The sequence below is a fragment of the Sporosarcina sp. SAFN-010 genome (genome assembly GCF_059415065.1).
In genome coordinates this window covers 73,994-99,818 of the sequence record NZ_JBPFDS010000001.1, presented here as the reverse complement: position 1 = coordinate 99,818, position 25,825 = coordinate 73,994, and the positions used below count along the sequence as shown (strand labels likewise).

The window sequence follows — 25,825 nt, the reverse complement described above, 5'->3', positions numbered from 1 at the left end:
AAACGATGAGTATTTATATCGATAAAAATACAAAAGTAGTCGTCCAAGGTATCACTGGCGGGACTGCAAAATTTCATACCCAGCAAATGCTTGAATACGGAACGAAAATCGTTGCCGGTGTAACACCAGGCAAAGGCGGCACGGAAGTTGATGGCGTTCCTGTATTCAATACAATGGAAGAAGCTGTCAAAGAAACCGGCGCAAATGTTTCCGTAATCTACGTACCAGCACCTTTCGCAGCAGATGCAATCATGGAAGCGGTAGACGCTGAACTTGATATGGCAATCTGTATTACAGAGCACATTCCTGTTCTTGATATGGTGAAAGTTGTACGTTACATGGACGGTAAAAAGACACGTCTTGTTGGACCGAACTGTCCTGGTGTCATTACACCTGAAGAATGTAAAATCGGTATCATGCCTGGATACATTCATACAAAAGGCCACGTAGGCGTAATTTCACGCTCTGGTACATTGACGTACGAAGCGGTTCACCAACTATCTGAAGCAGGTATCGGTCAAACGACAGCTGTTGGTATTGGTGGAGACCCAGTCAATGGAACAAACTTCATCGACGTGTTGAAAGAATTCAACGAAGACGAAGATACGTACGCAGTTGTTATGATTGGTGAAATCGGCGGAACTGCTGAAGAAGAAGCAGCTGAGTGGATCAAAGCCAACATGAAGAAACCGGTTGTAGGATTCATCGGTGGACAAACGGCACCTCCAGGAAAGCGTATGGGCCATGCTGGTGCCATCATTTCTGGCGGTAAAGGAACTGCTGACGAAAAGATCAAAGCACTCAATAACGCTGGCGTAGAGGTTGCAGAAACGCCATCTGTTATCGGAGAGACATTGATTAAAGTAATTAAAGAAAAAGGGCTATACGAAAAGTGTAAAACCCACTAATATAGAAGATGCAGCGTATTCAATGGATACGCTGCATCTTTTCTATACAAAGAGGAGAGATTTAATGAAGCTTTCTGCACAAGAACATCAGCTTTTGAAACTTCACTATGCGTTGCCTGTCCCTTATCCCCAACTTGCTAGATTGCTTGAAAATAACCTTGACCATAAATGCGTACCTAATTTATCACAAAAACAACGGACAAACCTGAACCTGAAACTTGCCCAACTAACCCCACTCCCTCTCTTAGATTTGCTACTCGAAAAAGGAATCATCCCCATTCCTTATACACATCCTGATTATCCCGAACGACTAAAACAGTTAATAGATCCACCTGCCGTACTTTATACGAAAGGTAATCAGAGTTTACTGAAAAAACCAAGTAAAGTTGGAATAATTGGTTCTCGCAAAGCTGGGAAATACTCGGTCTGTGCTATGGACATGATTGTCCCACCACTCGTCCAACATGGATCTGTAATTGTTTCAGGACTTGCGAAAGGTGCAGACACAATGGCTCATCAAGCTGCTATAAAATTTGGTGGTCAGACATTAGCGGTACTTGGACACGGGTTCCTTCATCTGTATCCGAAAGAAAATGCGGAGCTTGCAGCAACTATGGCAAAAGAGCACCTTTTAATAACTGAGTATCCGCCATACCATCCACCTGCTAAATGGACATTCCCAATGAGGAACCGGATTATAAGTGGACTGTCCAACTCCATTGTCATTACGGAATCCGCAGTGAAGAGCGGAACGATGAGTACAATTGAGCATGCTCTCGATCATGGAAAAGAAATATTTGCAGTCCCTGGACCAATAGACTCGCCATTGTCATTAGGGCCGAACAAATTATTAGATGAAGGAGCACGACCGATTTGGAGTGGCTTTCAAATCATAGAATCTCTTGTCGAATCTTGACGAGAGAAATGTCTTTTTACTAAAATAGTTGCTTTTCCATGAAAACTGTTATACATTTTGCAACAGATATTCTTTTAGATGAATAAATACAAAGAACCTCTTTAAGGGGGGCACATTAGAATGGCAGATTACCTAGTAATCGTGGAATCACCAGCAAAAGCAAAGACAATTGAACGCTATTTAGGAAAGAAATACAAAGTGCGCGCATCCCTTGGCCACTTAAGAGACTTGCCTCGCAGTCAAATGGGCGTCGATGTAGAAAACAACTATGAACCGAAGTATATTACGATTCGGGGAAAAGGCCCGATCCTACAAGATTTGAAAAAAGAAGCAAAAAAAGCGAAAAAAATCTTTCTCGCGGCTGACCCCGACAGAGAAGGGGAAGCAATTGCCTGGCATCTTGCGCATCAGCTTGGTGTGGATGATCATTCCGACTGTCGCGTCGTCTTTAACGAAATTACAAAAGATGCAATTAAAGAGTCGTTTAAAAATCCACGTCCAATCAATACGGATTTAGTAGATGCCCAACAAGCCCGTCGTATTCTTGATAGGCTCGTTGGCTATAATATCAGTCCGATTCTATGGAAGAAAGTCAAGAAAGGTTTGTCAGCAGGTCGTGTTCAATCTGTTGCCTTGAAGCTCATTATTGATCGCGAAGAAGAAATTAAATCCTTCGAACCTGAAGAGTATTGGTCAATCGGTGCTGGATTCAGTAAAAAAGAAGGTGATTTTGAGGCTTCTTTCTATGGAACAGCTGGTAAGAAAGTCAAACTGACAGACAAAAGTCAAGTAGACGAGATTCTCTCTAACTTGGATGGAGATGACTTTAAGGTACACCAAGTCGTGAAGAAAGAACGTAAACGTAATCCTGCTGTGCCATTTACAACGTCTTCACTACAGCAAGAGGCAGCACGTAAGTTGAACTTCCGTGCGAAGAAAACGATGATGATTGCCCAGCAATTGTACGAAGGGATTACAATCGGTAAAGAAGGAATCGTCGGACTCATTACGTATATGCGAACGGATTCGACGAGAACATCCGAGACGGCTCAAGCTGAAGCGAAATCGCATATTGAGACGATGTATGGTGAAGAGTTTACACGTAAAACAAAAGCGGCTAGCAAGTCTTCAGCTGCGAAGACACAAGACGCTCACGAAGCCGTCCGTCCAACATCTGTCCTACGTACACCTGAAGCGATGAAAGCGTTTTTATCAAAAGATCAGTTGAAATTATACAAACTCATTTGGTCGCGTTTTCTCGCAAGTCAAATGGCACCTGCCATTCTTGATACGGTGACTGTAGATTTACTTAATAATGATGTACAGTTCAGAGCAACAGGATCCCAAGTGAAGTTCCAAGGATTCATGAAAGTGTATATTGAGAGTCATGATGATAAGGAAGAAGAAAAGGATAATGTCCTTCCTCCGCTTACTGAAGGGGAAACGGTCAAGTGTGCTTCGATTGATCCGAAACAACATTTCACTCAGCCGCCTCCACGTTATTCCGAGGCACGCCTTGTGAAAACTTTGGAAGAGCTAGGGATAGGACGACCATCGACGTATGCGCCAACATTGGATACTATTCAAAAAAGAGGCTATGTCACTTTAGATGCAAAACGATTTGTTCCAACTGAATTAGGTGGAATTGTCAATGCTGCGGTCAACCAATATTTCTCAGACATCACCAATGCGGAGTTTACGGCTAAAATGGAACAAAGTCTGGATCATATAGAAGTGGGAGAAATCCCCTGGGTAACGGTCATTGATGAGTTTTACAAAGACTTTGAAAAGCATTTGAAAGTCGCAGATGAAGAAATGGAAAAAATCGAAATTAAAGATGAGCCTGCCGGAGAAGATTGTGAAAAGTGTGGGTCTCCAATGGTCTATAAAATGGGTCGTTATGGCAAGTTCATGGCCTGCTCAAACTTCCCGGATTGTCGTAATACAAAAGCGATCATTAAACCGATAGGCGTGACTTGTCCGCTTTGCAAAGAAGGGGAAGTCGTCGAACGGAAGAGTAAGAAAAACCGGATTTTCTATGGTTGTGATCGATATCCTGAATGCGAATATATTTCTTGGGATAAACCAATTTCGAGACCATGTCCGAAATGTGAAAGTACACTTGTTGAAAAACGACTAAAAAAAGGATTGCAGATCCAATGTACGGAATGTGATTATAAAGAGAAACCACAAGAATAATTTAGCTAGAGAGAAGGGTTCAATGTGACACCAATTGTAAATGTCATCGGTGCAGGACTTGCGGGAAGTGAAGCGGCTTGGCAAATTGCAAGTAGAGGGGTACAGGTCCGTTTATATGAAATGCGACCTGTACAACAAACTCCGGCGCACCATACAGACAAATTCGCAGAACTCGTTTGCAGTAACTCGTTACGTGCAAACTCACTGACGAATGCTGTAGGCGTCATCAAAGAAGAAATGCGACGTCTTGACTCGATCATTATTGCAGCAGCGGATGCTTGCTCCGTTCCTGCTGGTGGAGCGCTTGCTGTCGATCGTCATGAGTTCTCCGCGCATGTAACGGAAAAAGTACGCAATCATCCACTAGTGGAAGTTGTAAATGAAGAAGTGACGGAGATTCCTGAAGGCATAACAGTGATTGCGACAGGTCCACTCACTTCTCCCGCTCTGGCTGAAAAAGTTCGACAGCTTACTGGTGAAGAGTATCTATACTTTTATGATGCGGCAGCACCTATCGTCGAGAAAGACTCTATCGATATGGACAAAGTGTACTTGAAATCACGTTACGACAAAGGAGAAGCTGCTTATCTCAATTGTCCGATGAATGAAGAGGAATTTGCTGTATTTTACAATGCATTAGTCAATGCGGAAGTAGCGGAACTTAAAGAATTTGAAAAAGAAGTGTACTTCGAGAGTTGTATGCCTGTTGAAGTTCTTGCAAGTCGAGGTGAGAAGACACTACTGTTTGGTCCGATGAAGCCAGTTGGATTGGAAGATCCGAAAACCGGTAAACGTCCAAAAGCCGTCGTACAGCTTCGCCAAGATGATGCAGCTGGAACTCTTTATAACATTGTCGGATTCCAGACGCACATGAAATGGGGCGCACAAAAAGAAGTATTGCGACTCATACCAGGTCTTGAAAATGTTGAAATTGTACGTTACGGTGTGATGCATCGGAACACGTTCATCAATTCACCGAGAGTGTTGCAACCAACCTATCAGCTAAAAGCCAATCCGAATTTATTCTTCGCGGGTCAAATGACAGGCGTTGAAGGGTATGTGGAGTCTGCGGGAGCAGGTTTAGTTGCAGGTATGAACGCAGCAAGACTTGCTTTAGGTGAAGAACTCTATGTTCTACCGCATCAGACAGCATTAGGTAGTATGGCAAGATATATTACTGAAGCTGATTCAAAGAACTTCCAGCCAATGAACGTGAACTTTGGATTATTCCCAGATTTAGGAGAACGTGTCCGTTCTAAACTAGAGCGAGCTGAAAGACATGCGAATCGGGCACTCGAAGCGCTGGATACGTTTAAGAGCGATAACCAACTATAAGAAATGTGTAAAGAAGGAAGGTATTACCTTTCTTCTTATTTTTATTGAACAAATGTGAGAGATTTGTGAACTTTTGGTGGCGATGTTGAAAAATAATGTCTAGAGGTCTGACTTCTTAAGGGCTCATAGTTGAAGAGATACGTGTAAATCGTGTATAGTAAATCGTGGATGAATTTGAATTTAAGGAGTAATCAGCATTTTCAATTAGTTTGGGTAATCGAATACGCTAGTTGCCAAGCGTTTAAATGATGATTATTTATTCATTTTTCGGGAGGTGTGTTTTATGGATGAAAAGACGCTCCAAATGCGTAACGAGTATATCATGTACGTCCGTTTGGAAAAGAACTATTCAGTCCACACTGTATCCGAGTATGAAAAAGATGTAGATGAATTTCTTGAGTTCTTAAAAACTGAAGGTATTCTTACGATAGAGAGCATTACATATCAAGAAGCACGGCTTTTTGCGTCGCGTCTGTATGAGCGCGAATTATCGAGAGCAACCATTTCGAGAAAGATTTCTTCAGTTCGTTCATTCTTTCGATTTGCCAATTCCCGATATGACATTAATGACACGGCATTCCGTTTACTACACCACCCTAAAAAGGAAGAACGGCTTCCTGCTTTTTTTTATGTGGAGGAACTTGAGAAGCTTTTTGTTGCGTGTCTTGGAGAAAAACCTAGAGACCTGCGAGATCGAGCTTTACTTGAACTTCTCTACGCTACAGGAATTCGCGTAAGTGAACTTACATCAATCTGTTTAAGTGATATCGACAACGATCTTGGTATTGTTCGCGTTATGGGTAAAGGCCGAAAAGAGCGCTACGTTCCATTCGGCAGCTTTGCGCAGTCGGCGATCGAGCGATACATAGAAAATAGCCGATCTTTCCTTATGAAAAGTACTAAACACGATCGATTATTTGTTAATTTACGAGGCGGCCCTCTTACTGAACGGGGTGTCAGGCATGTGCTAGATGCCATTGTTGAGCGAGCATCCATCCAGTCAAAAGTTTATCCCCATATGTTGCGTCATACGTTTGCGACCCATTTACTATCTGCTGGAGCGGATATGAGAACTGTCCAAGAACTACTAGGACACAGTGATCTGTCTTCGACACAAATATATACCCATACAACGAAAGAGCATTTAAGAAGAACCTATATGAATACGCATCCGCGTGCTTAGGAGGAAATTTAAATGGAATTTCATGCAACTACGATTTTTGCCATTCGGCATAAGGGAGTTTGTGCAATGTCTGGTGATGGTCAAGTGACCATGGGAGAAAGTGTAGTTATGAAACATACCGCAAAAAAAGTCCGCAGATTATTTAACGGGAACGTACTCGCAGGATTTGCAGGGTCTGTTGCCGATGCATTTACACTGTTCGATCTATTTGAAGATAAATTGACAGAGTACAACGGTAATCTGCAGCGGGCGTCTGTGGAACTTGCAAAAGAATGGCGAGGCGACCAGATACTTCGCAAACTAGAGGCAATGCTACTTGTGATGAACGACGAGAGTCTCCTACTAGTATCAGGAACAGGTGAAGTGATCGAGCCTGATGATGGCATTCTTGCGATTGGATCAGGTGGAAACTATGCATTAGCAGCTGGACGTTCACTTGCAAAATATGCGGGGGAGTCCTTGACTGCTGAACAGATTGCTCGCGCAGCACTTGAAACGGCTTCTGAAATTTGTGTATTTACAAACGACAAGATTATCGTGGAGGTGCTGGGGGAATGACTTCACAACAACTAACGCCAAAAGAAATGATTGCATTTTTAAATCGTTACATTGTTGGGCAAGATAAGGCGAAGCGAGCAGTGGCGGTTGCGGTACGAAATCGCTATAGACGTAACTTGTTGACTGACGAAGAAAAAAACGAAATCATCCCGAAAAACATTTTGATGATTGGACCAACCGGAGTAGGGAAAACGGAAATCGCCCGTCGCATTGCAAAACTCGTGGATGCGCCTTTTGTAAAAGTCGAAGCAACGAAGTTTACAGAGGTTGGTTACGTTGGACGAGACGTTGAATCTATGGTGCGTGACCTCGTTGAAACGGGTGTCCGGATTATCAAGGAAAAACAGCGTGCTCAAGTGAAAGGTCAAGCAGCGGTTCAAGCGGAAGAACGCTTAGTGGAATTGCTCGTTCCTTCAAAGAAAAAGAAGGGATCTATGCAAAATCCGTTTGAAATGCTGTTTGGTGGGCAAAAGAATGAGAGTGACGCTGAAGAGCATGAAGAAGTTACAGAGATGACACGTAAGCGTAGTGAAATTGCTGACTTGCTGAAACAAGGAAAGCTTGAAGAAGAGCAAGTGACTGTTGAAGTCGCTTCCCAACAGCCTTCCATGTTTGATGCGCTTCAAGGTTCTGGAATGGAACAGATGGGGTCGAATATGCAAGATGCTCTTTCTTCGCTTATGCCGAAAAAAACAACAACAAGAAAACTTTCTGTAAAAGATGCAAGAAGAGTATTAGAAGCCGAAGAAGCGGACAAACTAATTGATCATGACGAAATTGCACGCCAGGCAGTCCAGTTAACGGAGCAATCTGGAATTATCTTCATTGATGAAATGGATAAAATCGCAAGCAAGAGTGGCGGCTCTTCTAGTGCTGACGTCTCCCGTGAAGGGGTTCAACGTGATATTTTACCTATTGTAGAAGGCTCAACTGTGAATACGAAGTATGGTGCGGTGAAAACCGATTATATTTTATTTATAGCTGCGGGTGCTTTCCATATGGCAAAGCCGTCTGATATTATACCGGAATTACAAGGGCGATTCCCGATTCGTGTTGAATTAGACAAATTAACCAAAGAGGATTTTATCAGGATTTTGAAAGAGCCAGATTTCTCCCTTCTTCGACAATACGAGAAACTTCTGGCAACAGAGGACGTCCTGTTAGAGTTCGCAGATGATGCTATCAATCGAATCGCTGAAATTGCATTCGATGTGAATGATAACACGGAAAACATCGGTGCAAGACGACTTCATACAATTGTCGAACGTCTACTTGAGGAACTTTCGTTTGAAGCATCAGATATTGGTCCAACAAGCATTAAAATTACACCTGCTTATGTCGATGAAAAGTTGCAAGGTATCGTCAAGGACAAAGATTTGTCACATTTCATCTTGTGACAAAGTCAAAATAGTTTAATTAACAATTAAAAACCTTTAGAATATTCTTATCAGTTCCGAAATAATGAGGAGGAAAATATAATGACACTGTTAGTAAAAACGAGAAAGATTAATGCTATGCTTCAAGAAACTGCAGGTAAGCAAGTGAACTTCAAACAAATGGCTGAGCAACTTAGTGAAGTAATTGACTGTAACGCATTCATCGTGAGTCGAAAAGGAAAGCTACTTGGGCTTGAAATCCATCACCAAATTGAAAACGAGCGCATGAAACAAATGTTTGAAGATCGTAAATTCCCTGAAGACTACACAAAACAGCTTTTTGAAATTCGTGAAACATCACCAAACATTGGAATTGATAGCGAATATACAGTATTCCCTGTTGAAAACCAGGAACTCTTTAAAGCTGGATTAACAACAATCGTTCCAATCATCGGTGGTGGCGAACGTCTTGGAACACTTATTCTTGCTCGTTTGAGCGATGAATTTAAAGAAGACGACCTTATCCTTGCTGAATACGGTGCAACTGTTGTCGGAATGGAAATTCTTCGAGAGAAATCTGAAGAAATCGAAACAGAAGCTCGCAGTAAAGCGGTCGTTCAAATGGCTATCAACTCACTATCATACAGTGAACATGAAGCAATTGAGCATATCTTCAATGAGTTAGATGGAAATGAAGGACTTCTGGTTGCTTCTAAAATTGCTGACCGCGTTGGAATTACACGCTCAGTTATCGTAAACGCACTTCGTAAGCTTGAAAGTGCTGGAGTAATTGAATCACGTTCACTAGGAATGAAAGGCACATATATCAAAGTGTTGAACAGCAAATTCCTAGAAGAGCTTGAGAAACAAAAATCATAACCTGTCAAGTTAAAAAGAAATTCAAAACGAGTAAAAGCGATTGCCGCTTTTCACTCGTTTTTTTTATGTAAATAATACATATCTACTGGTTACATTAGACAAACATTAAGAGATATATGGAATTTATTTATTAATATAAAAATATTCAGATTTATATCATTCGGATAAAGGGGACATTAGAACTAATAAAAAGGGTATTTACTGTGAACGAATGCGAAATTGTAAGCAAAACTTCTGGGATTTTTATATAATTTGTATAGACAAAATGGTTCACTATCCGATACAATGAGTATTAATTGTTGGATTTTAATAGATTATGTCGAATTTAATAGATTTCTTGATAAATAACGAAGGAGGAGTATAATATGGACCTTTTTGGAGGTGCGATTTCCGCTTTAGAAAAAGGACTCAATTTCTCATCTGACAAATCTAAAGCAATATCGCAAAACGTAGCGAATGTTGACACGCCAAATTATAAAGTGAAAACAGTGGACTTTAAAACTTACTTAAACGATGCAAAGACGGCTCAGTTTGAAGCCTATCGAACGGATCAGAGACACCTACAGTTTGCTCCAACTTCAACTGGTGGGGCAAAGCATACCTATACAAATTTTAGTTATAACCAAAATGGTAACGGTGTGGATATGGATAAAGAACAGGCGGATCTAGCTGCGAACCAGATCTATTACAACGCTCTTGCTGATAGAATTAGCAGCAAGTTCAATTCACTTAATAATGTTATCAAGGGAGGACGATAATCATGTCGATCTTCCATAGCTTGAATTCTTCAGCTTCTGCTTTAACGGCTCAACGGCTTCGTATGGACGTTATTTCTTCCAATATGGCGAATGTTGATACAACTCGAGGTAAGCTAGTTGACGGTGAGTGGCAACCCTATCAAAGGAAATCTGTATCCTTTCAACCGAAACAAGGACAGTTTTCAAACTTCTTAAATGCCGCGATGGGCACTCGTGACAGAGGTGGGATCGGCAATGGGGTCACTGTATCGAAAATTCAAGAAGATACAGAAACTCCTTTTAAGCAAGTCTTTGATCCTACACATCCAGACGCAAATGCAGAAGGGTACGTAGAAATGCCTAACGTCGATCCATTACGAGAAACAATCGATATGATGTCTGCGACTCGTTCGTATGAGGCAAACATTACGGTTCTTAATTCAAACAAAGCGATGTTAATGAAAGCACTTGAAATCGGAAAATAAGAGTATGAAAGGATGAGTGCATATGGCAATTTCTTCAATCATGGCACTGGCACCAGGCCTTTCGCCTGATGCAACGAAAACCTCGCCTACCACATTTGAATCACAACAAAACTTCGGTAGTTTTTTAAAAGATGCTATCCAAGATGTGAATTCTGCTCAAGTTCAGTCTGATGTCATGACTGAAAAGCTGGTTCGTGGTGAGGATGTAGATCTGCATAATGTGATGATTACTGCACAAAAAGCTTCTGTAGCATTGAATGCCACTATGGAAATTCGTAATAAAGTAATTGAAGCCTATCAAGAAGTTATGCGCATGCCAGTGTAAGAAAAATATGGCGTTATTCATTAGAATGAGTACGGATGACGTTTGCCGACCGGAGGATCAGAATGAAAGAGAGATTGACAAAGATCAAAAACGACTTACAAGCGTTTTGGTCGAACCGGACAAAAAAACAGAAAATCTTGTACATTAGCATTGCTGCTTCAATTCTCGTTGTTGCAGCACTTCTTACTTTCTTCCTATCTCGTACGACGTTTGTTCCGTTATACAAAGACCTATCTCGGTCGGATATTGGTAGAATAAAAGAAGAGTTAGATGCACAAGCAGTGCCGAACCAAATCGCACCAGGTGGTACCTCTATACTAGTACCTGCAGAGCGTGTGGATGATTTACTTGTTTCGATAGAGTCTCAAGGACTAGCGAATTCTGGAAGAATTGACTACTCGTTTTTCTCTGAAAATGCAGGCTTTGGAACCACTGATAACGAGTTTAATATGATTAAGCTTGCAACGATGCAAAATGAACTTGCGAAACTAATCACTGGAATTGAAGGTGTGAAAGACGCGAAAGTCATGATTACCCTTCCTACTCAAGGGGTCTTCGTTAACGAAGATGTTCAAGCAGCCAGTGCTTCCGTTGTCCTACAGACAGAACCTGGTCAGCAGTTCAGTGAACAACAGATCAAAGGGCTGTACAACTTGATCTCTAAAAGTATTCCAAACTTAGCTCCAGAAGATATCGTAGTGATGAACCAGTACTTCGAGTACTATGATTTGAACCAAGAGAATAATCAGTTCGGTTCAAATGTTGCCGATCAGATGACAATCAAGAAATCCATTGAACGTGATCTGCAACGTCAAGTTCAAATGATGCTAGGATCCATGATGGGTCAAGATAAAGTCGTAGTATCGGTAACGACGGATATCGATTTCCAACAAGAAAAACGTGAAGAAAATCTTGTTACACCGGTTGACGAAGAAAGCATGGAAGGAATAGCACTTAGTGTACAACGTATAACAGAAACATTTACGGGCGATGGTGCTGTACCAGGTGGTATCCCTGAAGGAGAAGATCCGACCGATAACCGAACAACAATTGTTGAAGGATCCACTGGAAGTGGAGATTATGAACGAGTGGAAGAGACAATTAATAACGAAGTGAATCGTATTCGTAAAAATATTGTCGAAAGTCCTTATAAAATTCGAGATATCGGTTTACAAGTAATGGTTGAACCACCAACTGCAGATGATCCTGGATCTTTAGAACCGGGTGTTGAAGATGACATCAAACAAATTCTTGAAACGATTGTACGCACGTCAATCGACAAAGTTTCTGCAGGAGAACTGACTGAAGAACAATTAGCAGAGAAAATTGCAGTATCGATCCAGCCGATTCGCGGTAAACAAGCTGATTTCGATGCAGAACGTACTATTATCCCTTGGTGGGTTTATGTTGTAGGTGGAGTGCTTGTCCTCGTAATAATTGTGTTAGTTATTCTTTATATTAGAAAACGACGGAAAGATGAGGCACAAGCGTTAGAAGAAGCACGGGCGCTGGAGGAGCAATTGGAAGCGATTGAGGTTAGTGACATCAATGGTGAAGTTGAAACTGAAGGAACCATGCGAAGAAAACAACTCGAAAAAATGGCGAAAGAAAAACCGGAAGAATTCGCGAAATTGCTACGTACTTGGATAGCAGAGGACTAAGGAGAGGTCAGACATGGTAAAAAAAGATAAAGATATGTCCGGGAAGCAGAAGGCAGCTCTCCTTTTGATCTCTCTCGGTCCTGAAGTATCCGCTGCGATTTACAAGCATTTAACGGAAGAAGAAATTGAGCGATTGACACTCGAAATCTCTGGAGTTCGAAAAGTCGAGTCTTCAGTCAAGGAAGAAATCATTGAAGAATTTCATAACATCGCCCTTGCTCAAGATTATATTTCTCAAGGCGGTATTGGATATGCGAAAACAGTTCTCGAGAAAGCATTAGGCAAAGAGCACGCTCAGGCAGTTATTAACCGATTGACGTCTTCTCTACAAGTTCGTCCGTTTGATTTTGCTAGAAGGACTGAGCCAAGCCAGATTTTAAATTTCATTCAAAATGAACATCCACAAACGATTGCACTCATTTTGTCCTACTTGGAATCGGAGCAGGCAGGTATGATTCTTTCCTCCTTACCGCAAGAAGTGCAAGCAGATATCGCTAAACGTATCGCGACGATGGAATCTACTTCACCTGAAGTAATCAGTGAAATTGAGGCTGTACTTGAACGGAAGCTTTCTTCGACTGTTACTCAAGATTACTCGGATACAGGTGGCGTAGATGCAGTAGTTGAAGTTCTCAATGGAGTGGATAGAGCCACTGAGAAAACCATCCTTGATGCACTCGAAATCCAGGATCCGGAACTTGCGGAAGAAATCAAAAAACGGATGTTTGTCTTCGAAGATATTATTACTCTTGATAACCGCTCAATTCAACGTGTCATCCGTGACTGTGAAAATGAAGATCTCATTCTTTCTATGAAAGTATCCAGTGAAGAAGTTAAAGACATACTCTTCAAAAATATGTCTCAGCGTATGGCAGAGTCGTTCAAAGAAGAGATGGATGTCATGGGACCAGTCAGACTTCGCGATGTTGAAGAAGCGCAATCTCGTATTGTTGCGACAATACGTCGCCTAGAAGATGCAGGCGAAATTATTATTGCACGCGGTGGAGGAGATGATGTGATTGTCTAATATCTACAGACCTGGTTCCAACCAAATGGCAGGTGTGAAGAAGATTGGAATTCGCAGTCTCCAGACTGTTACGGACACCGTAGAAGCCGCAACGGCTCCGCAGATGAATTTAGCAGAGATTATTATGGAGCGAGACCGTCTAATGAATGACGCACGTACTCAAGCGAGTATTGAAAAAGCAGCAATTGAACAAATGCGTGAGACAGCTCATGATGATATTGATGCTATGAGAAATGCTTGGGAAGCTGAAAAAGCGGCTCTCCAGCAACAAGCATATGAAGAAGCGTTCCAAGTAGGATTTGAAGAAGGAACGAAAAAGAGTATTTCAGATATGCAAGGTACAATCAACCAAGTCAATGAAACGATCGAAATCGCACAAAAGAATGGTCAGTCCTACTTGGATCATCAAGAGCGATTGATCTTAGAAATTGCAATGAAATCTGCCGAACGCATTCTCGGTCAGGCGCTAGAGGAAAACACGGAGTTGTATGTATCCATTGTGAAACGAGGCTTGAAAGAGGCTCGTGAAATGCGTGAAGTGAAAGTGTATGTATCTCCTGAATACTATAAACTCGTTTCAGATAGCCGAGAAGAATTAGCTTCGATTTTTCCACCTGACGTACCGATGCTTATTTTTGTGAATGATGAGTTCGAAAGTACAGAGTGTTACATCGAAACGAATCATGGCAGAATCGTCGTGAGTGTTGATGAACAGTTAAATGAGATGAAAGAGCGCCTTGTGGAACTATTGGAAAGCGAGGGCTGATCATGAATAAAGCTGAAGAACTTTCGAATAAAATATCTAGTGTCAAAACGTTTAAGAAGTATGGTCGTGTCGCGAGGGTCGTCGGTTTAATGATTGAGTCTAAAGGTCCAGAAAGTTCAATTGGTGATTTATGTATTATTCATTTAAATCCGACTAGCACGTCAGAATCGAAAATTTTAGCCGAAGTGGTTGGTTTCCGTGAAGAAATAGTCATGTTAATGCCTTTTACAAATGTAACGGAGATTTCGAGTGGTTGCTTAGTGGAAGGAACGGGGAAGCCGCTTGAAGTAAAGGTCGGTATGAATTTGATCGGTAAAGTACTAGATTCGATGGGGAACCCCATTGACCAATCGTCACTACCAAAAGGGCTTGCAACAGTTCGAACGGAGCAAAATCCTCCTAACGTTTTAACTCGACCGACTATTAATGACAAATTAGCAGTCGGCGTTAAAGCAATTGACGGAATGTTGACAGTAGGTAGTGGTCAGCGAGTAGGGATTTTTGCTGGTTCCGGGGTAGGTAAAAGTACACTACTCGGTATGATTGCACGAAATACTACAGCGGATCTAAACGTCATCGCACTCATCGGGGAGCGTGGTAGGGAAGTTCGCGAATTTATCGATAGAGACTTAGGTCCTGAAGGATTAAGTCGGACGATAGTCGTTGCTGCAACTTCTGACCAGCCTGCGCTTATGCGTATAAAAGGCGCATTTACGGCGACAGCCATCGCAGAATACTTCAGAAATAAGGGCATGAATGTCATGCTCATGATGGACTCCGTGACACGGGTTGCCATGGCTCAACGAGAAATTGGACTGGCTGTCGGAGAACCGCCTGCAACACGAGGTTACACACCTTCCGTTTTTGCAATTTTACCTAAGCTGCTTGAACGAAGTGGTACAAACGAATTCGGAGCGATAACTGCGTTCTATACAGTATTGGTCGATGGCGATGATATGAATGAGCCAATCGCGGATGCGGTTCGCGGAATTTTGGATGGTCACATTGTATTAGATAGGACACTCGCGAACAAAGGCCAATATCCTGCTATTAACGTATTGAAGAGTGTCAGTCGACTCATGAATCACATTGCTGATCCCGAGCATGTCAAAGCTGCAGAGAAACTACGTGAATTGTACTATACGTATGATAAGTCAGAAGACCTTATCAATATAGGTGCATATAAACGAGGGACTTCAAAAGAAATCGACCAAGCGATCGAATACGAACCGCTCATTACAAAATTCCTGAAACAAGGATACAAAGACAATATTTCGATGGAAGAAAGTATTGAAGAACTGATTGCGCTCGCTAGCGGGGGCGGTCATACGTGAAATCCTATCACTATCGATTCGAGAAAGTCTTAACGTTTCGGGAGCAGGAAAAGAATGAGACGGAGTCTGCATATAAGGAATCCATTGAATCATTTGAAACAATTGCTACTGAACTTTACGATCTTTTGAAAAAGAAAGAGAATGTTTTAGTGGAGCAACAAGAAAAAATGACAAAAGGATTTGCGGTGAATGAAATTCATCACTATGCTAGATTCATTGAAAGCCTAGAAATGAAAATTAACTCTGTGCAAAAACAAGTCATACAAGCACGAAGTAAGATGAACTGGTATGAAGAGCGTTTGCTTGATAAAACGATAGAAGTGAAGAAATACGAAAAGATGCGGGAAAAAGATCGGGACGCTTTTCAGGATGAAATGGAACATAAAGAAGCAGAACGATTGGATGAGCTATCGACACTGAAATTCCGCAAAAATGAAAATGGGTGGTAAGCCGGTGAAACGAAAAAAGAATAAGACCCCAGACTCGTTTAAAGAAGAGCGTAAGGCAGGTAGTTTCTTTCAGATGTTGCTTGCGTGGTTTGTGATTCCGCTTATTTTTGCGATTGCTGTACTGCTCATTATTGCGAAAGTTGCAGATGTAAATGTAGTTGAAAAAGCAAAGGAATGGACAGCTTCTGTGCCTGTGCTTGAACAGAAAAAACAAGACTCTTCAACAAAAAAAGACAAAAAAATATTAGAAGAGCGTGTCGTTGCTATGAAAGAAGAGTTGAAACAAAAAGAAAAACAACTTATGGGTATTCAAGAAGACTTGAAAAAGTCCAACGCGAAAAACGAAGAACTTGTCTTAGCGCAAGAAAAGTTGCAAGCGGAAATTTTAGTTTTACAGAGAACAAATGATGAATCAAAAAAAGAAGTTGGACAGCTTGTCTCAACTTTTGAACAAATGTCTGCAAAATCAGCTGCTCCTGTTATTACAGAGATGGACGATGCCCAGGCTCTTCAACTTTTGTCCCAAATGAAAGCAAATACGCTAGCTGCTATTCTCGAAAAAATGTCTGCAAAAGATGCCGCTAAATATACTGCTCTTTTAGCAAAATGATGATATAATCATAAAGTAATAGATTTTATCTAAGGAGGTGAAAAAATGAATGTTGGTTCAATGCCAATGGCAATGATATCACCAACTGCTGTTGCTGGAAATGCAATTCAATCTTCTGGAGATTCAGGTGGGATATTTGGATCAGTGCTAGCTGGAATGACGAAAAGTGTTGAAACAGCGAAAACTTCTCCTTCGAGCGATCAGTTAGGCTCATTAACTGAAACAATAGGCAATATCTTTTCTGCAACAAATGTCGAAGAACTAGCTGCGGCGCTAGAAGAACTAACTGGAATTCCACAAGAAGATATTTTTAATGGTCTTGGTAAGCTGGGACAAGCTAGTCCTCTTGAAGAATGGGCAAAGGCTTTAGAAATTGACCCAACAGAGCTTATGGGAACAATCAGTTCATTGTTAGAAGAAGCAGGTGTATCGAAAGAAGAATTGGCGGAGGTTATGTATTCTAACGATCTCTGGACTCTTTTAAATGTCGTAACCGAACATGCATCAAAACTATCTAGTTCACTAGAAAGTATGCTGAATAGCAAGGATCAATTAGTTCAACAACAAGCTACAAATGTTTTAGCTTTACTAAAAACTGTTGAAACTGTGCTGCCGACAAAAGACTTGCTCGGATGGCAACAAGCTAGTTTGGTGCAGTTGAGTGGACAGTTGAAAGGTATTCATGACAGTGAAGCCAGTCCAAATGCAATTGTTAAGAGACATGAGACTCAAGTTCAAACAGCTTTTGTGAATACGATGGTAAATGTGACAAAGAGTAGTCAAGAACAGGCATCTAATGAAGGAAAAAGCGAGCAAAATCAATCGCAGCTTCTTCAAAATACCGCGGTTCAACCGATAGTATCTAGGAATGTTTTTTCATTAGAGACTCCAGAAGCACGACAAACCAGTCAATCTGAAGCGTTGCTTGCAAAATTACAAGGACTTTTTAAACAAACGAACTTTGGTCAACAAGGTGGCACAAATCGTTTGTTAGTCAAGCTGAATCCAGAACAACTTGGTCAAATTCGTATTGAGCTCATTCAGATTAACGGTGTTATGACTGCGAGGATCCTTGCTTCGACAGCACTCGGAAAAGAGATGCTCGACAGCCAACTACATCAGTTGAGACAGTCATTCAACCAGCAAAACATTCAAGTAGATCGGATTGATGTAACGCAAGCTGTTCAAGATCCCGCGCGTAATGATCGTGGTCAGAACTTTAACCATCAACAGTTCAAAGGGAATGACGGCGAGCAAGAGCAACAAGAGCAAGAACATGATGAACAACAATCATTCCAAGAATATTTGCTTGATGTGGAGGTGTGAAAAATGGTGGATGGACAAAAATCGATAACTGATTCAATGTATCTTGTAAATAAGCAGAGGGATGAACGAAAGACTGGGCAAGGAACATTAGGGAAAGACGATTTTATGAAGCTACTGATTGCACAGTTGCAAAACCAAGATCCTACAAATCCGATGAAAGATAATGAGTTTATTGCCCAAATGGCGCAATTTTCGGCTCTGGAACAAACAATGAATCTCACGAAAGCTTTTGAGAAATTTGCAGAATCCCAAAACCAAAGCCAATTGATCCAATATAATTCCTTTGTTGGAAAAGAGATTAAGTGGCATAAAGTTGCTGAAGAACCTGATGAAGACGGTAAGCCTGTCATTACAGAAGGTACAGGGACAATAACATCAATTAAATATGTAAATGGATCTGTAGTATTCACAATGGATGATGGACAAGAATTGTCGCCTGGGAATATTTCAGAAGTACTATCAGGTGGAATGAATTCCAATAGTCTAGTAGAAGCTAGCATGCTAATAGGAAAAACAGTCGGTTATCTAGATGGAGAAACTGAAAAGACAGGAACTGTTACATCAGTTTCTAATAAAGATGGAAAACTTTTGTATATTCTCGATAACGGAGAAAAGATTGAAGGTAACAAATTCACTTCAATAAGCAAATAACTAGTTAGAACGGAGCGATTGTATGGAACAGCTCAACATTCAGCGTCTCCAATCGCAGCCGCACATACGACCCGGACAATTGAAACTGTCCGTACCCAAACAGTCATTCGTCGAACAACTGAACAACGCGCTTACACCACAACCGCTGAAAGTCAGTAAACATGCGACAGAACGTCTGACGGATCGGAATATCTCGATTTCTGAAGCTGAATGGGCTCATGTCACGGACAAAGTAAACGAGGCAAAAGCGAAAGGAATTCGCGACTCACTCGTACTGATGGACCAAGCTGCACTGATTGTCAGTGCTAAAAACTCTACAGTCATTACTGCGATGGATCGTAAAGAAGCAAAAGATCAGCTTTTCACGAACATTGACGGAACGATTATCCTAAGCTAACAAACGAACAACTGGCAGGACCTCGTGAAATGAGGATGCCGCAGCACTGCCGACCGACAGAGGCAGATGCACTTTACAATCCGAGAGGGGAAAACACATTATGTTACGCTCAATGTACTCAGGAATTTCAGGACTCAAAAACTTTCAAACTAAACTAGATGTAATTGGTAACAATATCGCCAATGTCAATACGTATGGCTTTAAGAAAGGTCGTACGATTTTCAGTGACTTGTATTCTCAAACTGTTTCAGGCGCATCTGCTGCAACTGCCACTCGAGGTGGAGTCAATCCAAAACAAGTCGGATTAGGATCACAGCTGGCTGCAATTGATACACTTCATACTCCTGGTTCAACACAATTTACAGGTAATACATTAGATTTGGCAATTGAGGGTGATGGATTCTTTATTGTGAAGGATACTGGTCCCAATCCAAACGATGCTTATACTAGAGCTGGTAACTTTTATATGGATAAAAGTGGGGCTATCGTAGACAGTAATGGTAAATATCTTTATGGGGCAGCTGCAAACCCAGCTGTTAATACATTTCCAGATGCTGAGAATGGTCCAGCTATAACTTATGATGCAGCGGGTAACCCGATAGCTGGTACTGGATCTGTGTTGAATGCACCTATTAGAATCCCAACAGATGCACAATCAATGTCAGTGGGGAATGATGGTAAAGTGGTGTTTGTAGATGCAGCTGGAGAACTTAAATATGCGGGACAACTGATCTTAGCTAAATTCCCTAACTCTGGTGGACTAGAAAAGCAAGGTAACAACTATTTCGTAGCAAGTCCCAATTCCGGAACACCACTACTATCAACTGCGACTGACAAAGGAATGGGGACGGTGAAATCCGGTTCCCTAGAAATGTCCAACGTCGACCTGTCTGAAGAATTCACCGACATGATCGTTGCACAACGTGGATTCCAAGCGAACACACGAATCATCACAACATCCGATGAAATCCTTCAAGAACTCGTTAACTTGAAGCGATAATCAATATAGCATACATCACCACATAATTTGTTCGTTAAAGGAGGGTCGGGCCGGCTCTTGTGCCTGGCCCTTTACATATGATTCAAGTAACACGCTTAAACGGAGCTGCATTCCATTTGAATGCTCTCTACATAGAAAAAGTAGAATCGTTTCCCGATACGACGATCACGTTAACGACGGGAACAAAATACGTTGTTCTTGATCCTATCGATATCGTGAATGAACGTATCATTAACTTCTATCAATCTGTTCAACTACTGTCGAACCCACATTTGCGAGGTGAAAAAGATGAAGAATAAAGTATTGACAATTTCTCTAATCATTTTAGTTTGTATTACTCTCGTCGGTGTTGTGGGACTCATTTTAACGATGCAACTGAACAAAGGTGATGCTGCGGATAAAGAACCTTCCATTGATGAGATTATCGAATCATCCGTAGACATTCCAGAAATCACAACTAATTTGAGTGGAAGACAATTTATCCGAATTTCGTTGAAAATCCAAACTAGCAATAAAAAATCAGCAGAGGAACTTACGAAACGTGACTTCCAAGTGAATAACATCGTCATCCAGGAGCTTTCCGAAAAGACAGCTAAAGATTTCGAGGGGAAAACAGGGAAGCAAGCTTTTGAAGATGCCATAAAAGCTCAGCTGAATCCTCTCATGAAAGAAGGAAAGATTGAGAAGGTATATATCGTTTCCTATATTATTCAGTAATGGTTCGAACAATTCAGAGTGAGAAGGAGGTGGCCAAATGTCGGGAGATATTTTATCTCAAAATGAGATAGACGCACTACTGTCCGCCATTTCAACAGGGGAAATGACAGCGGACGAAATTAAAAAAGAAGATGAAACTAAAAAAGTAAAAGTATATGACTTCAAGCGGGCATTACGATTTTCTAAAGACCAGATTCGTAGTTTGACGAGAATTCATGAAAACTTTGCACGATTGCTCACTACTTATTTTTCAGCTAAATTACGTACTTATATTCAAATCAATGTGGCGTCAGTTGACCAAATTCCTTTTGAGGAGTTCATTCGGTCGATCCCGAACATGACGCTCCTCAATATTTTTGAAGTCCCACCACTTGAAGGGAACATCATCATGGAGGTCAACCCGAATGTCGCATATTCTATGCTGGAACGACTTATGGGTGGCTATGGTGAGAGTTCAGGGAAAATTGATAACATGACAGAGATTGAAACGAAAATCCTGACAGGGCTATTCGAGCGTTCCTTTGACAACTTACGTGAAGCTTGGTCGAATATTGCCGACATCGATCCGTTTCTAGCTGAAATGGAAGTGAATCCGCAATTTCTTCAGATGATTTCTCCGAATGAGACGGTTGTTGTCATTTCTTTCAATATTGTAATCGGCGAATCAAGTGGAATGATTAACATCTGTATTCCTCATGTTGTTCTCGAGCCAATCGTACCGAACCTTTCTGTAAGATATTGGATGCAGACGAATAAGAAAGAACCGACACCTGAGCAAGCTATTGTGTTGGAAAAGAGAATTAAAAAGGCTGACCTACCGGTTGTTGCGAAACTCGGTGAAGGAGCTATGACAATTGAAGACTTATTGTATTTACAACTTGGCGATTGTATCGAACTGGATACCGCATACGACGCGCCACTTACTATAGAAGTAAGCGGCATTCCTAAATTTACCGCACAACCTGGCCATTTGAGAAATCGTATGGCTGTCCAAATACTTGATACCCTGATTGGAGGGGATGACGAAGATGATGAGTGACAATATCCTTTCACAGGAAGAAATAGAAGCTCTATTACGTGGAGAATCCATAGATACTGGAGCTGAAGCGGAGCAGGAGATACAAGGTATTTCAACAGACGATTATCTCGATGAAATGGAGCAAGATGCTCTAGGGGAAATTGGGAATATTTCATTTGGAAGTTCAGCAACAGCGTTATCTAGTTTGCTAGGTCAAAAAGTTGAAATCACGACACCTGCGATTTCTGTAATTGATCGAAATGATCTTGAAACAGAATTTGTTCATCCATACGTCGCAGTAGGCGTTGAATATACAGTTGGACTAAGCGGAACAAATTTACTTGTCATCAAACAAAGTGATGCTGCTATTATTGCTGATCTGATGCTTGGTGGAGATGGGCTATCACCGGATGAAGAGTTGGGCGAGATTCATCTAAGTGCTGTACAAGAAGCGATGAACCAAATGATGGGCTCAGCTGCAACTTCGATGTCGACAGTGTTCAATAAAAAAGTAGATATCTCACCTCCGACGATTGAGTTACTAGATGTCCAAAAAGATAAAGGCACAGGAAGCATTCCAAATGAGGATTTACTCATACGTGTATCGTTCAACTTAAAAGTGGGTACTCTCATTGATTCGAATATTATGCAACTGTTTCCTTTAGGTCTCGGTAAAGAGCTAGTTTCGTCTTTAGTCGGAAATTCGACGGCAGAAGCAGCACCAACAGTTGCAGAACCTGCACCGCAGGCGGCACCACAACCTGAACAGCCTCAGCAGGTTCAGCAGCAACAAACTGCACAACAACATTCAGGCTATAACGAAACACAGCAATTGCCACCACGACAGCAACAAAATCAGCATGCGAATGTACAGCAAGCGCAGTTTGCGAGTTTCGAATCACCATCTTTGAGTCAAAACGAAACTTCTAATTTAAATTTATTGTTAGACATTCCGTTGAAAGTTACAGTTGAGTTGGGTCGTACGAAGCGATCTGTTAAGGAAATATTGGAAATGTCGAGTGGTTCTATTATTGAACTCGACAAACTAGCAGGAGAGCCTGTCGATATTCTCGTGAATAACAGACACATTGCAAAAGGTGAAGTTGTTGTTATAGACGAAAACTTCGGAGTTCGGATTACGGACATCTTAAGTCAAACAGAACGGTTAAATAATTTACGATAAACCTTGGAGGTCATGGAAATGTCAAAACGTATTTTAATAGTGGACGATGCAGCATTTATGCGAATGATGGTAAAAGATATTCTATCAAAAAACAATTTCGAAGTGGTTGGAGAAGCTGCAGATGGTGTTCAAGCAGTCGAAAAGTATTTCGAATTAAAACCAGACCTTGTAACAATGGATATTACTATGCCGGAAATGGACGGAATCGCAGCGTTAAAGGCGATCAAAGAAAAAGATCCGAATGCGACAATTATTATGTGTTCAGCAATGGGGCAGCAAGCAATGGTAATTGACGCGATTCAAGCAGGAGCAAAAGACTTCATTGTGAAGCCATTCCAGGCAGACCGGGTTGTTGAAGCAATTGAAAAAGCACTTAGCTAAATTTCAGACGTTTGCAGTCATTTCTATGCTGTTGCTTGTAACACTTTGCATAGTTTCTAGTGTGACTCCTTTGACTGTCCAGGCAGCAACAGATTCATCGGTTACAGACTACCTTAATAAAAATAACGAAAAAGATGGATCACCTGCTACAGAAAGCAAGACTCCTGAAGAAGCAGATTTGAGTCGCGATCCGTCACCGGTCGGTTTAACTGCATGGGATTATATTAAGACACTTTTAGCTCTTGCGTTTGTCATTGCCTTGATTTATGGCATGGTGAAGTTCATCAACACGAGAAATCGTGTGACCCAACATGGCAAGCTCATGCAAAACATGGGTGGCTTGTCACTTGGCCAGCAGAAGTCGATTCAATTAGTGAAAATTGGTGAGCAGTACTTCCTGATTGGTGTTGGCGATGATGTACGGCTGCTAAAAGAACTTTCGAATCCAGAGGAAATTGCGCAGCTGGCTGCCTATTACTTTGAAGAAGATGAAGTCCTTCAACAAAGTCTCGTAATGAAACTTGTGAATGGATTGAAAAATCGAAAGACCAACCCTTATCAAAAACAAGAAGAACCAGACGATTTCGGTAAACTGTTTAAACATAAGTTGACTGAAGTCGAGAACGAGAGGAAACGTCAGCTCAATCAGCTGACGGAGAAGGAGCGCAATCGGAATGAATGACTTTATGCAATTTTTTTCGGATAGTGATCCGGGTGCAATATCTACGTCCGTAAAGATGCTTCTTCTATTGACCGTTCTATCCTTAGCTCCAGCGATTCTGATCCTGATGACATCGTTCGCCAGGATCATTATTGTTTTATCGTTTGTTCGTTCGGCGTTGGCAACCCAACAAATGCCACCAAACCAAGTTCTTATAGGACTAGCTCTGTTTTTAACTTTTTTCATAATGGCGCCTACATTTCAACAAGTGAACGATGAAGCTTTGAAACCGTTGTTTGCAGAAGAAATATCATTAGATGATGCCTATGAAAAAGCTAGTGTACCTTTCAAAGAATTTATGGGAAAACATACGCGGCAAAAAGATTTGGAGTTATTTTTAAGATATAACAACGCAGATCGACCTGAAACGATGGAGGACATTCCATTAACAATGATGGTTCCTGCTTTTGCATTAAGTGAGATAAAGACAGCCTTCCAGATGGGATTCATGATCTTTATTCCATTTCTGGTCATTGATATGATTGTTGCTAGTATTCTAATGTCAATGGGTATGATGATGCTACCACCGGTAATGATTTCATTGCCATTTAAAATATTGTTATTCGTACTAGTGGATGGCTGGTATCTGATAGTTAAATCACTGCTGCAAAGCTTTTAGGAGGGGTTCAGATTGACAGGTGAAATGATCATTGCTGTCGCCGAGCGATCGGTGTGGGTGATTTTAATGACAGCAGGACCCCTGCTGATTGTTGCATTAGTAACCGGGTTAGCGGTCAGTATTTTCCAAGCGACTACTCAAATTCAAGAACAGACCCTTGCATTTGTACCGAAAATTGTTGCGGTACTCGTCGCTCTTGTTTTTTTCGGACCTTGGATGTTGTCCAAAGTAACGGCTTATGCGGCTGATATCTTTGATAATTTATCCCGGTATATAGGGTAGCTCAAATGGATGCATTCATGCCGTTTGTTGCAACCTATTTATTAGTTTTGACCCGGATATCTGCGTTTTTTGTGACACTTCCGTTATTTTCGTACAAAGCTATACCGCCCGTAATGAGAATCGTATTTGCTGCTCTACTTGCATGGATGCTTGTATTTACTCTGAACGTACCAGATCTTGAAATCAATGGAGCTTATATTCTGCTCGTTCTGAAAGAAGCATTAATAGGATTAACGATTGGGATTATCGCCTTTATCGTAATGGCAGCAATTCAAGTAGCAGGAGGTCTCATTGACTTTCAAATGGGATTCGCAATTGCCAACGTCATTGATCCTCAAACTGGAACGCAATCACCTTTGATGGGTCAATTCTTCAACTCACTAGCGTTGCTATTGCTTCTCGCAGTAAATGGACATCATGTTTTGTTGGATGGTGTGTTTTATAGTTATCAGTTTCTTCCAATCGACCAATTATGGCCATCATTTGGAAGTGAGCGTGTCGCTGAACATGTATTGAAAACGATGGCTGCTGTGTTTGGGATTTCCTTTCAAATGGCCATTCCCATAGTCGCTACATTGTTCCTGGTCGATTTAGCCCTTGGCATTACTGCACGAACAGTGCCACAACTTAACATTTTCGTAATTGGTTTCCCGATTAAGATAGGGGTGGGGTTCCTTGTGCTTTTCATCATGGGAGGCGTCATTGTAGCGATGATGCAAAAGATATTTGAAGTGATGGCAGTAAGTATGAGAGATTTGATGGTGTTGTTAGGAGGGGGATAA

General features: G+C 41.4%; 30 protein-coding genes. All 30 read left to right on the top strand.

Annotated elements, in window-relative coordinates:
• Positions 1-5: 5 nt before the first annotated feature.
• The 30 genes from sucD (at position 6) to fliR (ending at position 25,825) form a co-directional block, all read left to right on the top strand.
• Positions 6-908 carry a succinate--CoA ligase subunit alpha gene (sucD, locus tag ACR65F_RS00485; RefSeq protein ID WP_025785062.1) on the top strand — a complete coding sequence of 301 codons (903 nt, stop codon included), beginning with the start codon at positions 6-8 and terminating at the stop codon, positions 906-908.
• 64 nt (positions 909-972) lie between these two features.
• Positions 973-1,824: a DNA-processing protein DprA gene (gene dprA, locus ACR65F_RS00480; RefSeq protein ID WP_039041909.1), complete on the top strand. Its 852-nt coding sequence runs from the start codon at positions 973-975 to the stop codon at positions 1,822-1,824.
• Positions 1,825-1,944: 120 nt separating this feature from the next.
• Positions 1,945-4,023: a type I DNA topoisomerase gene (topA, locus tag ACR65F_RS00475; protein ID WP_025785060.1), complete on the top strand. Its 2,079-nt coding sequence runs from the start codon at positions 1,945-1,947 to the stop codon at positions 4,021-4,023.
• Between the two features lie 24 nt (positions 4,024-4,047).
• Positions 4,048-5,358, top strand: a complete 1,311-nt coding sequence (trmFO, locus tag ACR65F_RS00470) for an FADH(2)-oxidizing methylenetetrahydrofolate--tRNA-(uracil(54)-C(5))-methyltransferase TrmFO (protein ID WP_440502752.1) — start codon at positions 4,048-4,050, stop codon at positions 5,356-5,358.
• Positions 5,359-5,641: 283 nt separating this feature from the next.
• On the top strand, positions 5,642-6,541 hold the full coding sequence (gene xerC, locus ACR65F_RS00465) for a tyrosine recombinase XerC (protein ID WP_039041911.1): 900 nt from the start codon (positions 5,642-5,644) through the stop codon (positions 6,539-6,541).
• Positions 6,542-6,553: 12 nt separating this feature from the next.
• Positions 6,554-7,099, top strand: a complete 546-nt coding sequence (gene hslV, locus ACR65F_RS00460) for an ATP-dependent protease subunit HslV (protein WP_039041912.1) — start codon at positions 6,554-6,556, stop codon at positions 7,097-7,099.
• The gene (hslU, locus tag ACR65F_RS00455) at positions 7,096-8,496 is read left to right on the top strand and encodes an ATP-dependent protease ATPase subunit HslU (RefSeq protein WP_440502750.1); all 1,401 of its coding nucleotides are present in this window, start codon (positions 7,096-7,098) and stop codon (positions 8,494-8,496) included. Before hslV ends, hslU begins: the two co-directional genes overlap by 4 nt.
• A gap of 81 nt (positions 8,497-8,577) precedes the next feature.
• Positions 8,578-9,354 (top strand): GTP-sensing pleiotropic transcriptional regulator CodY, encoded by a 777-nt coding sequence (gene codY / locus ACR65F_RS00450; protein WP_039041914.1) that lies wholly within the window; start codon positions 8,578-8,580, stop codon positions 9,352-9,354.
• A 365-nt stretch (positions 9,355-9,719) separates the two neighbouring features.
• Positions 9,720-10,112: a flagellar basal body rod protein FlgB gene (flgB, locus tag ACR65F_RS00445; RefSeq protein ID WP_440502749.1), complete on the top strand. Its 393-nt coding sequence runs from the start codon at positions 9,720-9,722 to the stop codon at positions 10,110-10,112.
• Between the two features lie 2 nt (positions 10,113-10,114).
• Positions 10,115-10,576, top strand: a complete 462-nt coding sequence (gene flgC / locus ACR65F_RS00440) for a flagellar basal body rod protein FlgC (RefSeq protein WP_025785053.1) — start codon at positions 10,115-10,117, stop codon at positions 10,574-10,576.
• Between the two features lie 22 nt (positions 10,577-10,598).
• Complete coding sequence (gene fliE, locus ACR65F_RS00435; RefSeq protein WP_125102060.1) at positions 10,599-10,901, top strand: flagellar hook-basal body complex protein FliE; 303 nt, start codon at positions 10,599-10,601, stop codon at positions 10,899-10,901.
• 62 nt (positions 10,902-10,963) lie between these two features.
• Positions 10,964-12,562 carry a flagellar basal-body MS-ring/collar protein FliF gene (fliF, locus tag ACR65F_RS00430; RefSeq protein ID WP_440502748.1) on the top strand — a complete coding sequence of 533 codons (1,599 nt, stop codon included), beginning with the start codon at positions 10,964-10,966 and terminating at the stop codon, positions 12,560-12,562.
• Positions 12,563-12,575: 13 nt separating this feature from the next.
• Positions 12,576-13,589, top strand: a complete 1,014-nt coding sequence (gene fliG / locus ACR65F_RS00425; protein WP_025785050.1) for a flagellar motor switch protein FliG — start codon at positions 12,576-12,578, stop codon at positions 13,587-13,589.
• Positions 13,582-14,355: a flagellar assembly protein FliH gene (gene fliH / locus ACR65F_RS00420; RefSeq protein ID WP_440502747.1), complete on the top strand. Its 774-nt coding sequence runs from the start codon at positions 13,582-13,584 to the stop codon at positions 14,353-14,355. The genes fliG and fliH overlap by 8 nt, the downstream gene beginning before the upstream one ends.
• A gap of 2 nt (positions 14,356-14,357) precedes the next feature.
• On the top strand, positions 14,358-15,689 hold the full coding sequence (fliI, locus tag ACR65F_RS00415) for a flagellar protein export ATPase FliI (RefSeq protein ID WP_440502745.1): 1,332 nt from the start codon (positions 14,358-14,360) through the stop codon (positions 15,687-15,689).
• Positions 15,686-16,138, top strand: coding sequence for a flagellar export protein FliJ (fliJ, locus tag ACR65F_RS00410; protein WP_440502743.1), 453 nt, complete (start codon positions 15,686-15,688; stop codon positions 16,136-16,138). The genes fliI and fliJ overlap by 4 nt, the downstream gene beginning before the upstream one ends.
• A gap of 4 nt (positions 16,139-16,142) precedes the next feature.
• Entirely contained in the window at positions 16,143-16,748 is a 606-nt protein-coding gene (locus tag ACR65F_RS00405) for a MotE family protein (RefSeq protein ID WP_440502741.1), read from the top strand.
• 45 nt (positions 16,749-16,793) lie between these two features.
• The gene (locus ACR65F_RS00400; protein WP_440502739.1) at positions 16,794-18,074 is read left to right on the top strand and encodes a flagellar hook-length control protein FliK; all 1,281 of its coding nucleotides are present in this window, start codon (positions 16,794-16,796) and stop codon (positions 18,072-18,074) included.
• 3 nt (positions 18,075-18,077) lie between these two features.
• On the top strand, positions 18,078-18,725 hold the full coding sequence (gene flgD / locus ACR65F_RS00395) for a flagellar hook assembly protein FlgD (RefSeq protein WP_440502737.1): 648 nt from the start codon (positions 18,078-18,080) through the stop codon (positions 18,723-18,725).
• Between the two features lie 22 nt (positions 18,726-18,747).
• The gene (locus ACR65F_RS00390) at positions 18,748-19,122 is read left to right on the top strand and encodes a TIGR02530 family flagellar biosynthesis protein (RefSeq protein WP_440502736.1); all 375 of its coding nucleotides are present in this window, start codon (positions 18,748-18,750) and stop codon (positions 19,120-19,122) included.
• A gap of 100 nt (positions 19,123-19,222) precedes the next feature.
• The gene (gene flgG / locus ACR65F_RS00385; protein WP_440502735.1) at positions 19,223-20,122 is read left to right on the top strand and encodes a flagellar basal body rod protein FlgG; all 900 of its coding nucleotides are present in this window, start codon (positions 19,223-19,225) and stop codon (positions 20,120-20,122) included.
• Positions 20,123-20,199: 77 nt separating this feature from the next.
• Positions 20,200-20,421 carry a flagellar FlbD family protein gene (locus ACR65F_RS00380; protein WP_440502734.1) on the top strand — a complete coding sequence of 74 codons (222 nt, stop codon included), beginning with the start codon at positions 20,200-20,202 and terminating at the stop codon, positions 20,419-20,421.
• Positions 20,411-20,839: a flagellar basal body-associated protein FliL gene (gene fliL, locus ACR65F_RS00375; protein WP_125102071.1), complete on the top strand. Its 429-nt coding sequence runs from the start codon at positions 20,411-20,413 to the stop codon at positions 20,837-20,839. Before ACR65F_RS00380 ends, fliL begins: the two co-directional genes overlap by 11 nt.
• Before the next feature lie 37 nt (positions 20,840-20,876).
• The gene (fliM, locus tag ACR65F_RS00370; RefSeq protein WP_440502732.1) at positions 20,877-21,878 is read left to right on the top strand and encodes a flagellar motor switch protein FliM; all 1,002 of its coding nucleotides are present in this window, start codon (positions 20,877-20,879) and stop codon (positions 21,876-21,878) included.
• Complete coding sequence (gene fliY / locus ACR65F_RS00365) at positions 21,871-23,040, top strand: flagellar motor switch phosphatase FliY (RefSeq protein ID WP_440503199.1); 1,170 nt, start codon at positions 21,871-21,873, stop codon at positions 23,038-23,040. The genes fliM and fliY overlap by 8 nt, the downstream gene beginning before the upstream one ends.
• A gap of 18 nt (positions 23,041-23,058) precedes the next feature.
• Positions 23,059-23,421 (top strand): response regulator, encoded by a 363-nt coding sequence (locus ACR65F_RS00360; protein ID WP_025785037.1) that lies wholly within the window; start codon positions 23,059-23,061, stop codon positions 23,419-23,421.
• Positions 23,402-24,103 (top strand): flagellar biosynthetic protein FliO, encoded by a 702-nt coding sequence (locus ACR65F_RS00355; RefSeq protein ID WP_440502730.1) that lies wholly within the window; start codon positions 23,402-23,404, stop codon positions 24,101-24,103. The genes ACR65F_RS00360 and ACR65F_RS00355 overlap by 20 nt, the downstream gene beginning before the upstream one ends.
• Positions 24,096-24,761: a flagellar type III secretion system pore protein FliP gene (gene fliP / locus ACR65F_RS00350; RefSeq protein WP_125102073.1), complete on the top strand. Its 666-nt coding sequence runs from the start codon at positions 24,096-24,098 to the stop codon at positions 24,759-24,761. The genes ACR65F_RS00355 and fliP overlap by 8 nt, the downstream gene beginning before the upstream one ends.
• 12 nt (positions 24,762-24,773) lie before the next feature.
• Positions 24,774-25,043: a flagellar biosynthesis protein FliQ gene (gene fliQ, locus ACR65F_RS00345; protein ID WP_025785034.1), complete on the top strand. Its 270-nt coding sequence runs from the start codon at positions 24,774-24,776 to the stop codon at positions 25,041-25,043.
• A gap of 5 nt (positions 25,044-25,048) precedes the next feature.
• Positions 25,049-25,825 (top strand): flagellar biosynthetic protein FliR, encoded by a 777-nt coding sequence (gene fliR / locus ACR65F_RS00340; RefSeq protein ID WP_440502728.1) that lies wholly within the window; start codon positions 25,049-25,051, stop codon positions 25,823-25,825.

Bases quoted from the DNA above. Each gene is read 5' to 3' on its own strand.
- sucD (WP_025785062.1), top strand. From the start codon at position 6: ATGAGTATTTATATCGATAAAAATACAAAAGTAGTCGTCCAAGGTATC.
- dprA (WP_039041909.1), top strand. From the start codon at position 973: ATGAAGCTTTCTGCACAAGAACATCAGCTTTTGAAACTTCACTATGCG.
- topA (WP_025785060.1), top strand. From the start codon at position 1,945: ATGGCAGATTACCTAGTAATCGTGGAATCACCAGCAAAAGCAAAGACA.
- xerC (WP_039041911.1), top strand. From the start codon at position 5,642: ATGGATGAAAAGACGCTCCAAATGCGTAACGAGTATATCATGTACGTC.
- hslV (WP_039041912.1), top strand. From the start codon at position 6,554: ATGGAATTTCATGCAACTACGATTTTTGCCATTCGGCATAAGGGAGTT.
- hslU (WP_440502750.1), top strand. From the start codon at position 7,096: ATGACTTCACAACAACTAACGCCAAAAGAAATGATTGCATTTTTAAAT.
- codY (WP_039041914.1), top strand. From the start codon at position 8,578: ATGACACTGTTAGTAAAAACGAGAAAGATTAATGCTATGCTTCAAGAA.
- flgB (WP_440502749.1), top strand. From the start codon at position 9,720: ATGGACCTTTTTGGAGGTGCGATTTCCGCTTTAGAAAAAGGACTCAAT.
- flgC (WP_025785053.1), top strand. From the start codon at position 10,115: ATGTCGATCTTCCATAGCTTGAATTCTTCAGCTTCTGCTTTAACGGCT.
- fliE (WP_125102060.1), top strand. From the start codon at position 10,599: ATGGCAATTTCTTCAATCATGGCACTGGCACCAGGCCTTTCGCCTGAT.
- fliF (WP_440502748.1), top strand. From the start codon at position 10,964: ATGAAAGAGAGATTGACAAAGATCAAAAACGACTTACAAGCGTTTTGG.
- fliG (WP_025785050.1), top strand. From the start codon at position 12,576: ATGGTAAAAAAAGATAAAGATATGTCCGGGAAGCAGAAGGCAGCTCTC.
- fliI (WP_440502745.1), top strand. From the start codon at position 14,358: ATGAATAAAGCTGAAGAACTTTCGAATAAAATATCTAGTGTCAAAACG.
- ACR65F_RS00400 (WP_440502739.1), top strand. From the start codon at position 16,794: ATGAATGTTGGTTCAATGCCAATGGCAATGATATCACCAACTGCTGTT.
- flgD (WP_440502737.1), top strand. From the start codon at position 18,078: ATGGTGGATGGACAAAAATCGATAACTGATTCAATGTATCTTGTAAAT.
- ACR65F_RS00390 (WP_440502736.1), top strand. From the start codon at position 18,748: ATGGAACAGCTCAACATTCAGCGTCTCCAATCGCAGCCGCACATACGA.
- flgG (WP_440502735.1), top strand. From the start codon at position 19,223: ATGTTACGCTCAATGTACTCAGGAATTTCAGGACTCAAAAACTTTCAA.
- ACR65F_RS00380 (WP_440502734.1), top strand. From the start codon at position 20,200: ATGATTCAAGTAACACGCTTAAACGGAGCTGCATTCCATTTGAATGCT.
- fliL (WP_125102071.1), top strand. From the start codon at position 20,411: ATGAAGAATAAAGTATTGACAATTTCTCTAATCATTTTAGTTTGTATT.
- fliM (WP_440502732.1), top strand. From the start codon at position 20,877: ATGTCGGGAGATATTTTATCTCAAAATGAGATAGACGCACTACTGTCC.
- fliY (WP_440503199.1), top strand. From the start codon at position 21,871: ATGAGTGACAATATCCTTTCACAGGAAGAAATAGAAGCTCTATTACGT.
- ACR65F_RS00360 (WP_025785037.1), top strand. From the start codon at position 23,059: ATGTCAAAACGTATTTTAATAGTGGACGATGCAGCATTTATGCGAATG.
- fliP (WP_125102073.1), top strand. From the start codon at position 24,096: ATGAATGACTTTATGCAATTTTTTTCGGATAGTGATCCGGGTGCAATA.
- fliR (WP_440502728.1), top strand. From the start codon at position 25,049: ATGGATGCATTCATGCCGTTTGTTGCAACCTATTTATTAGTTTTGACC.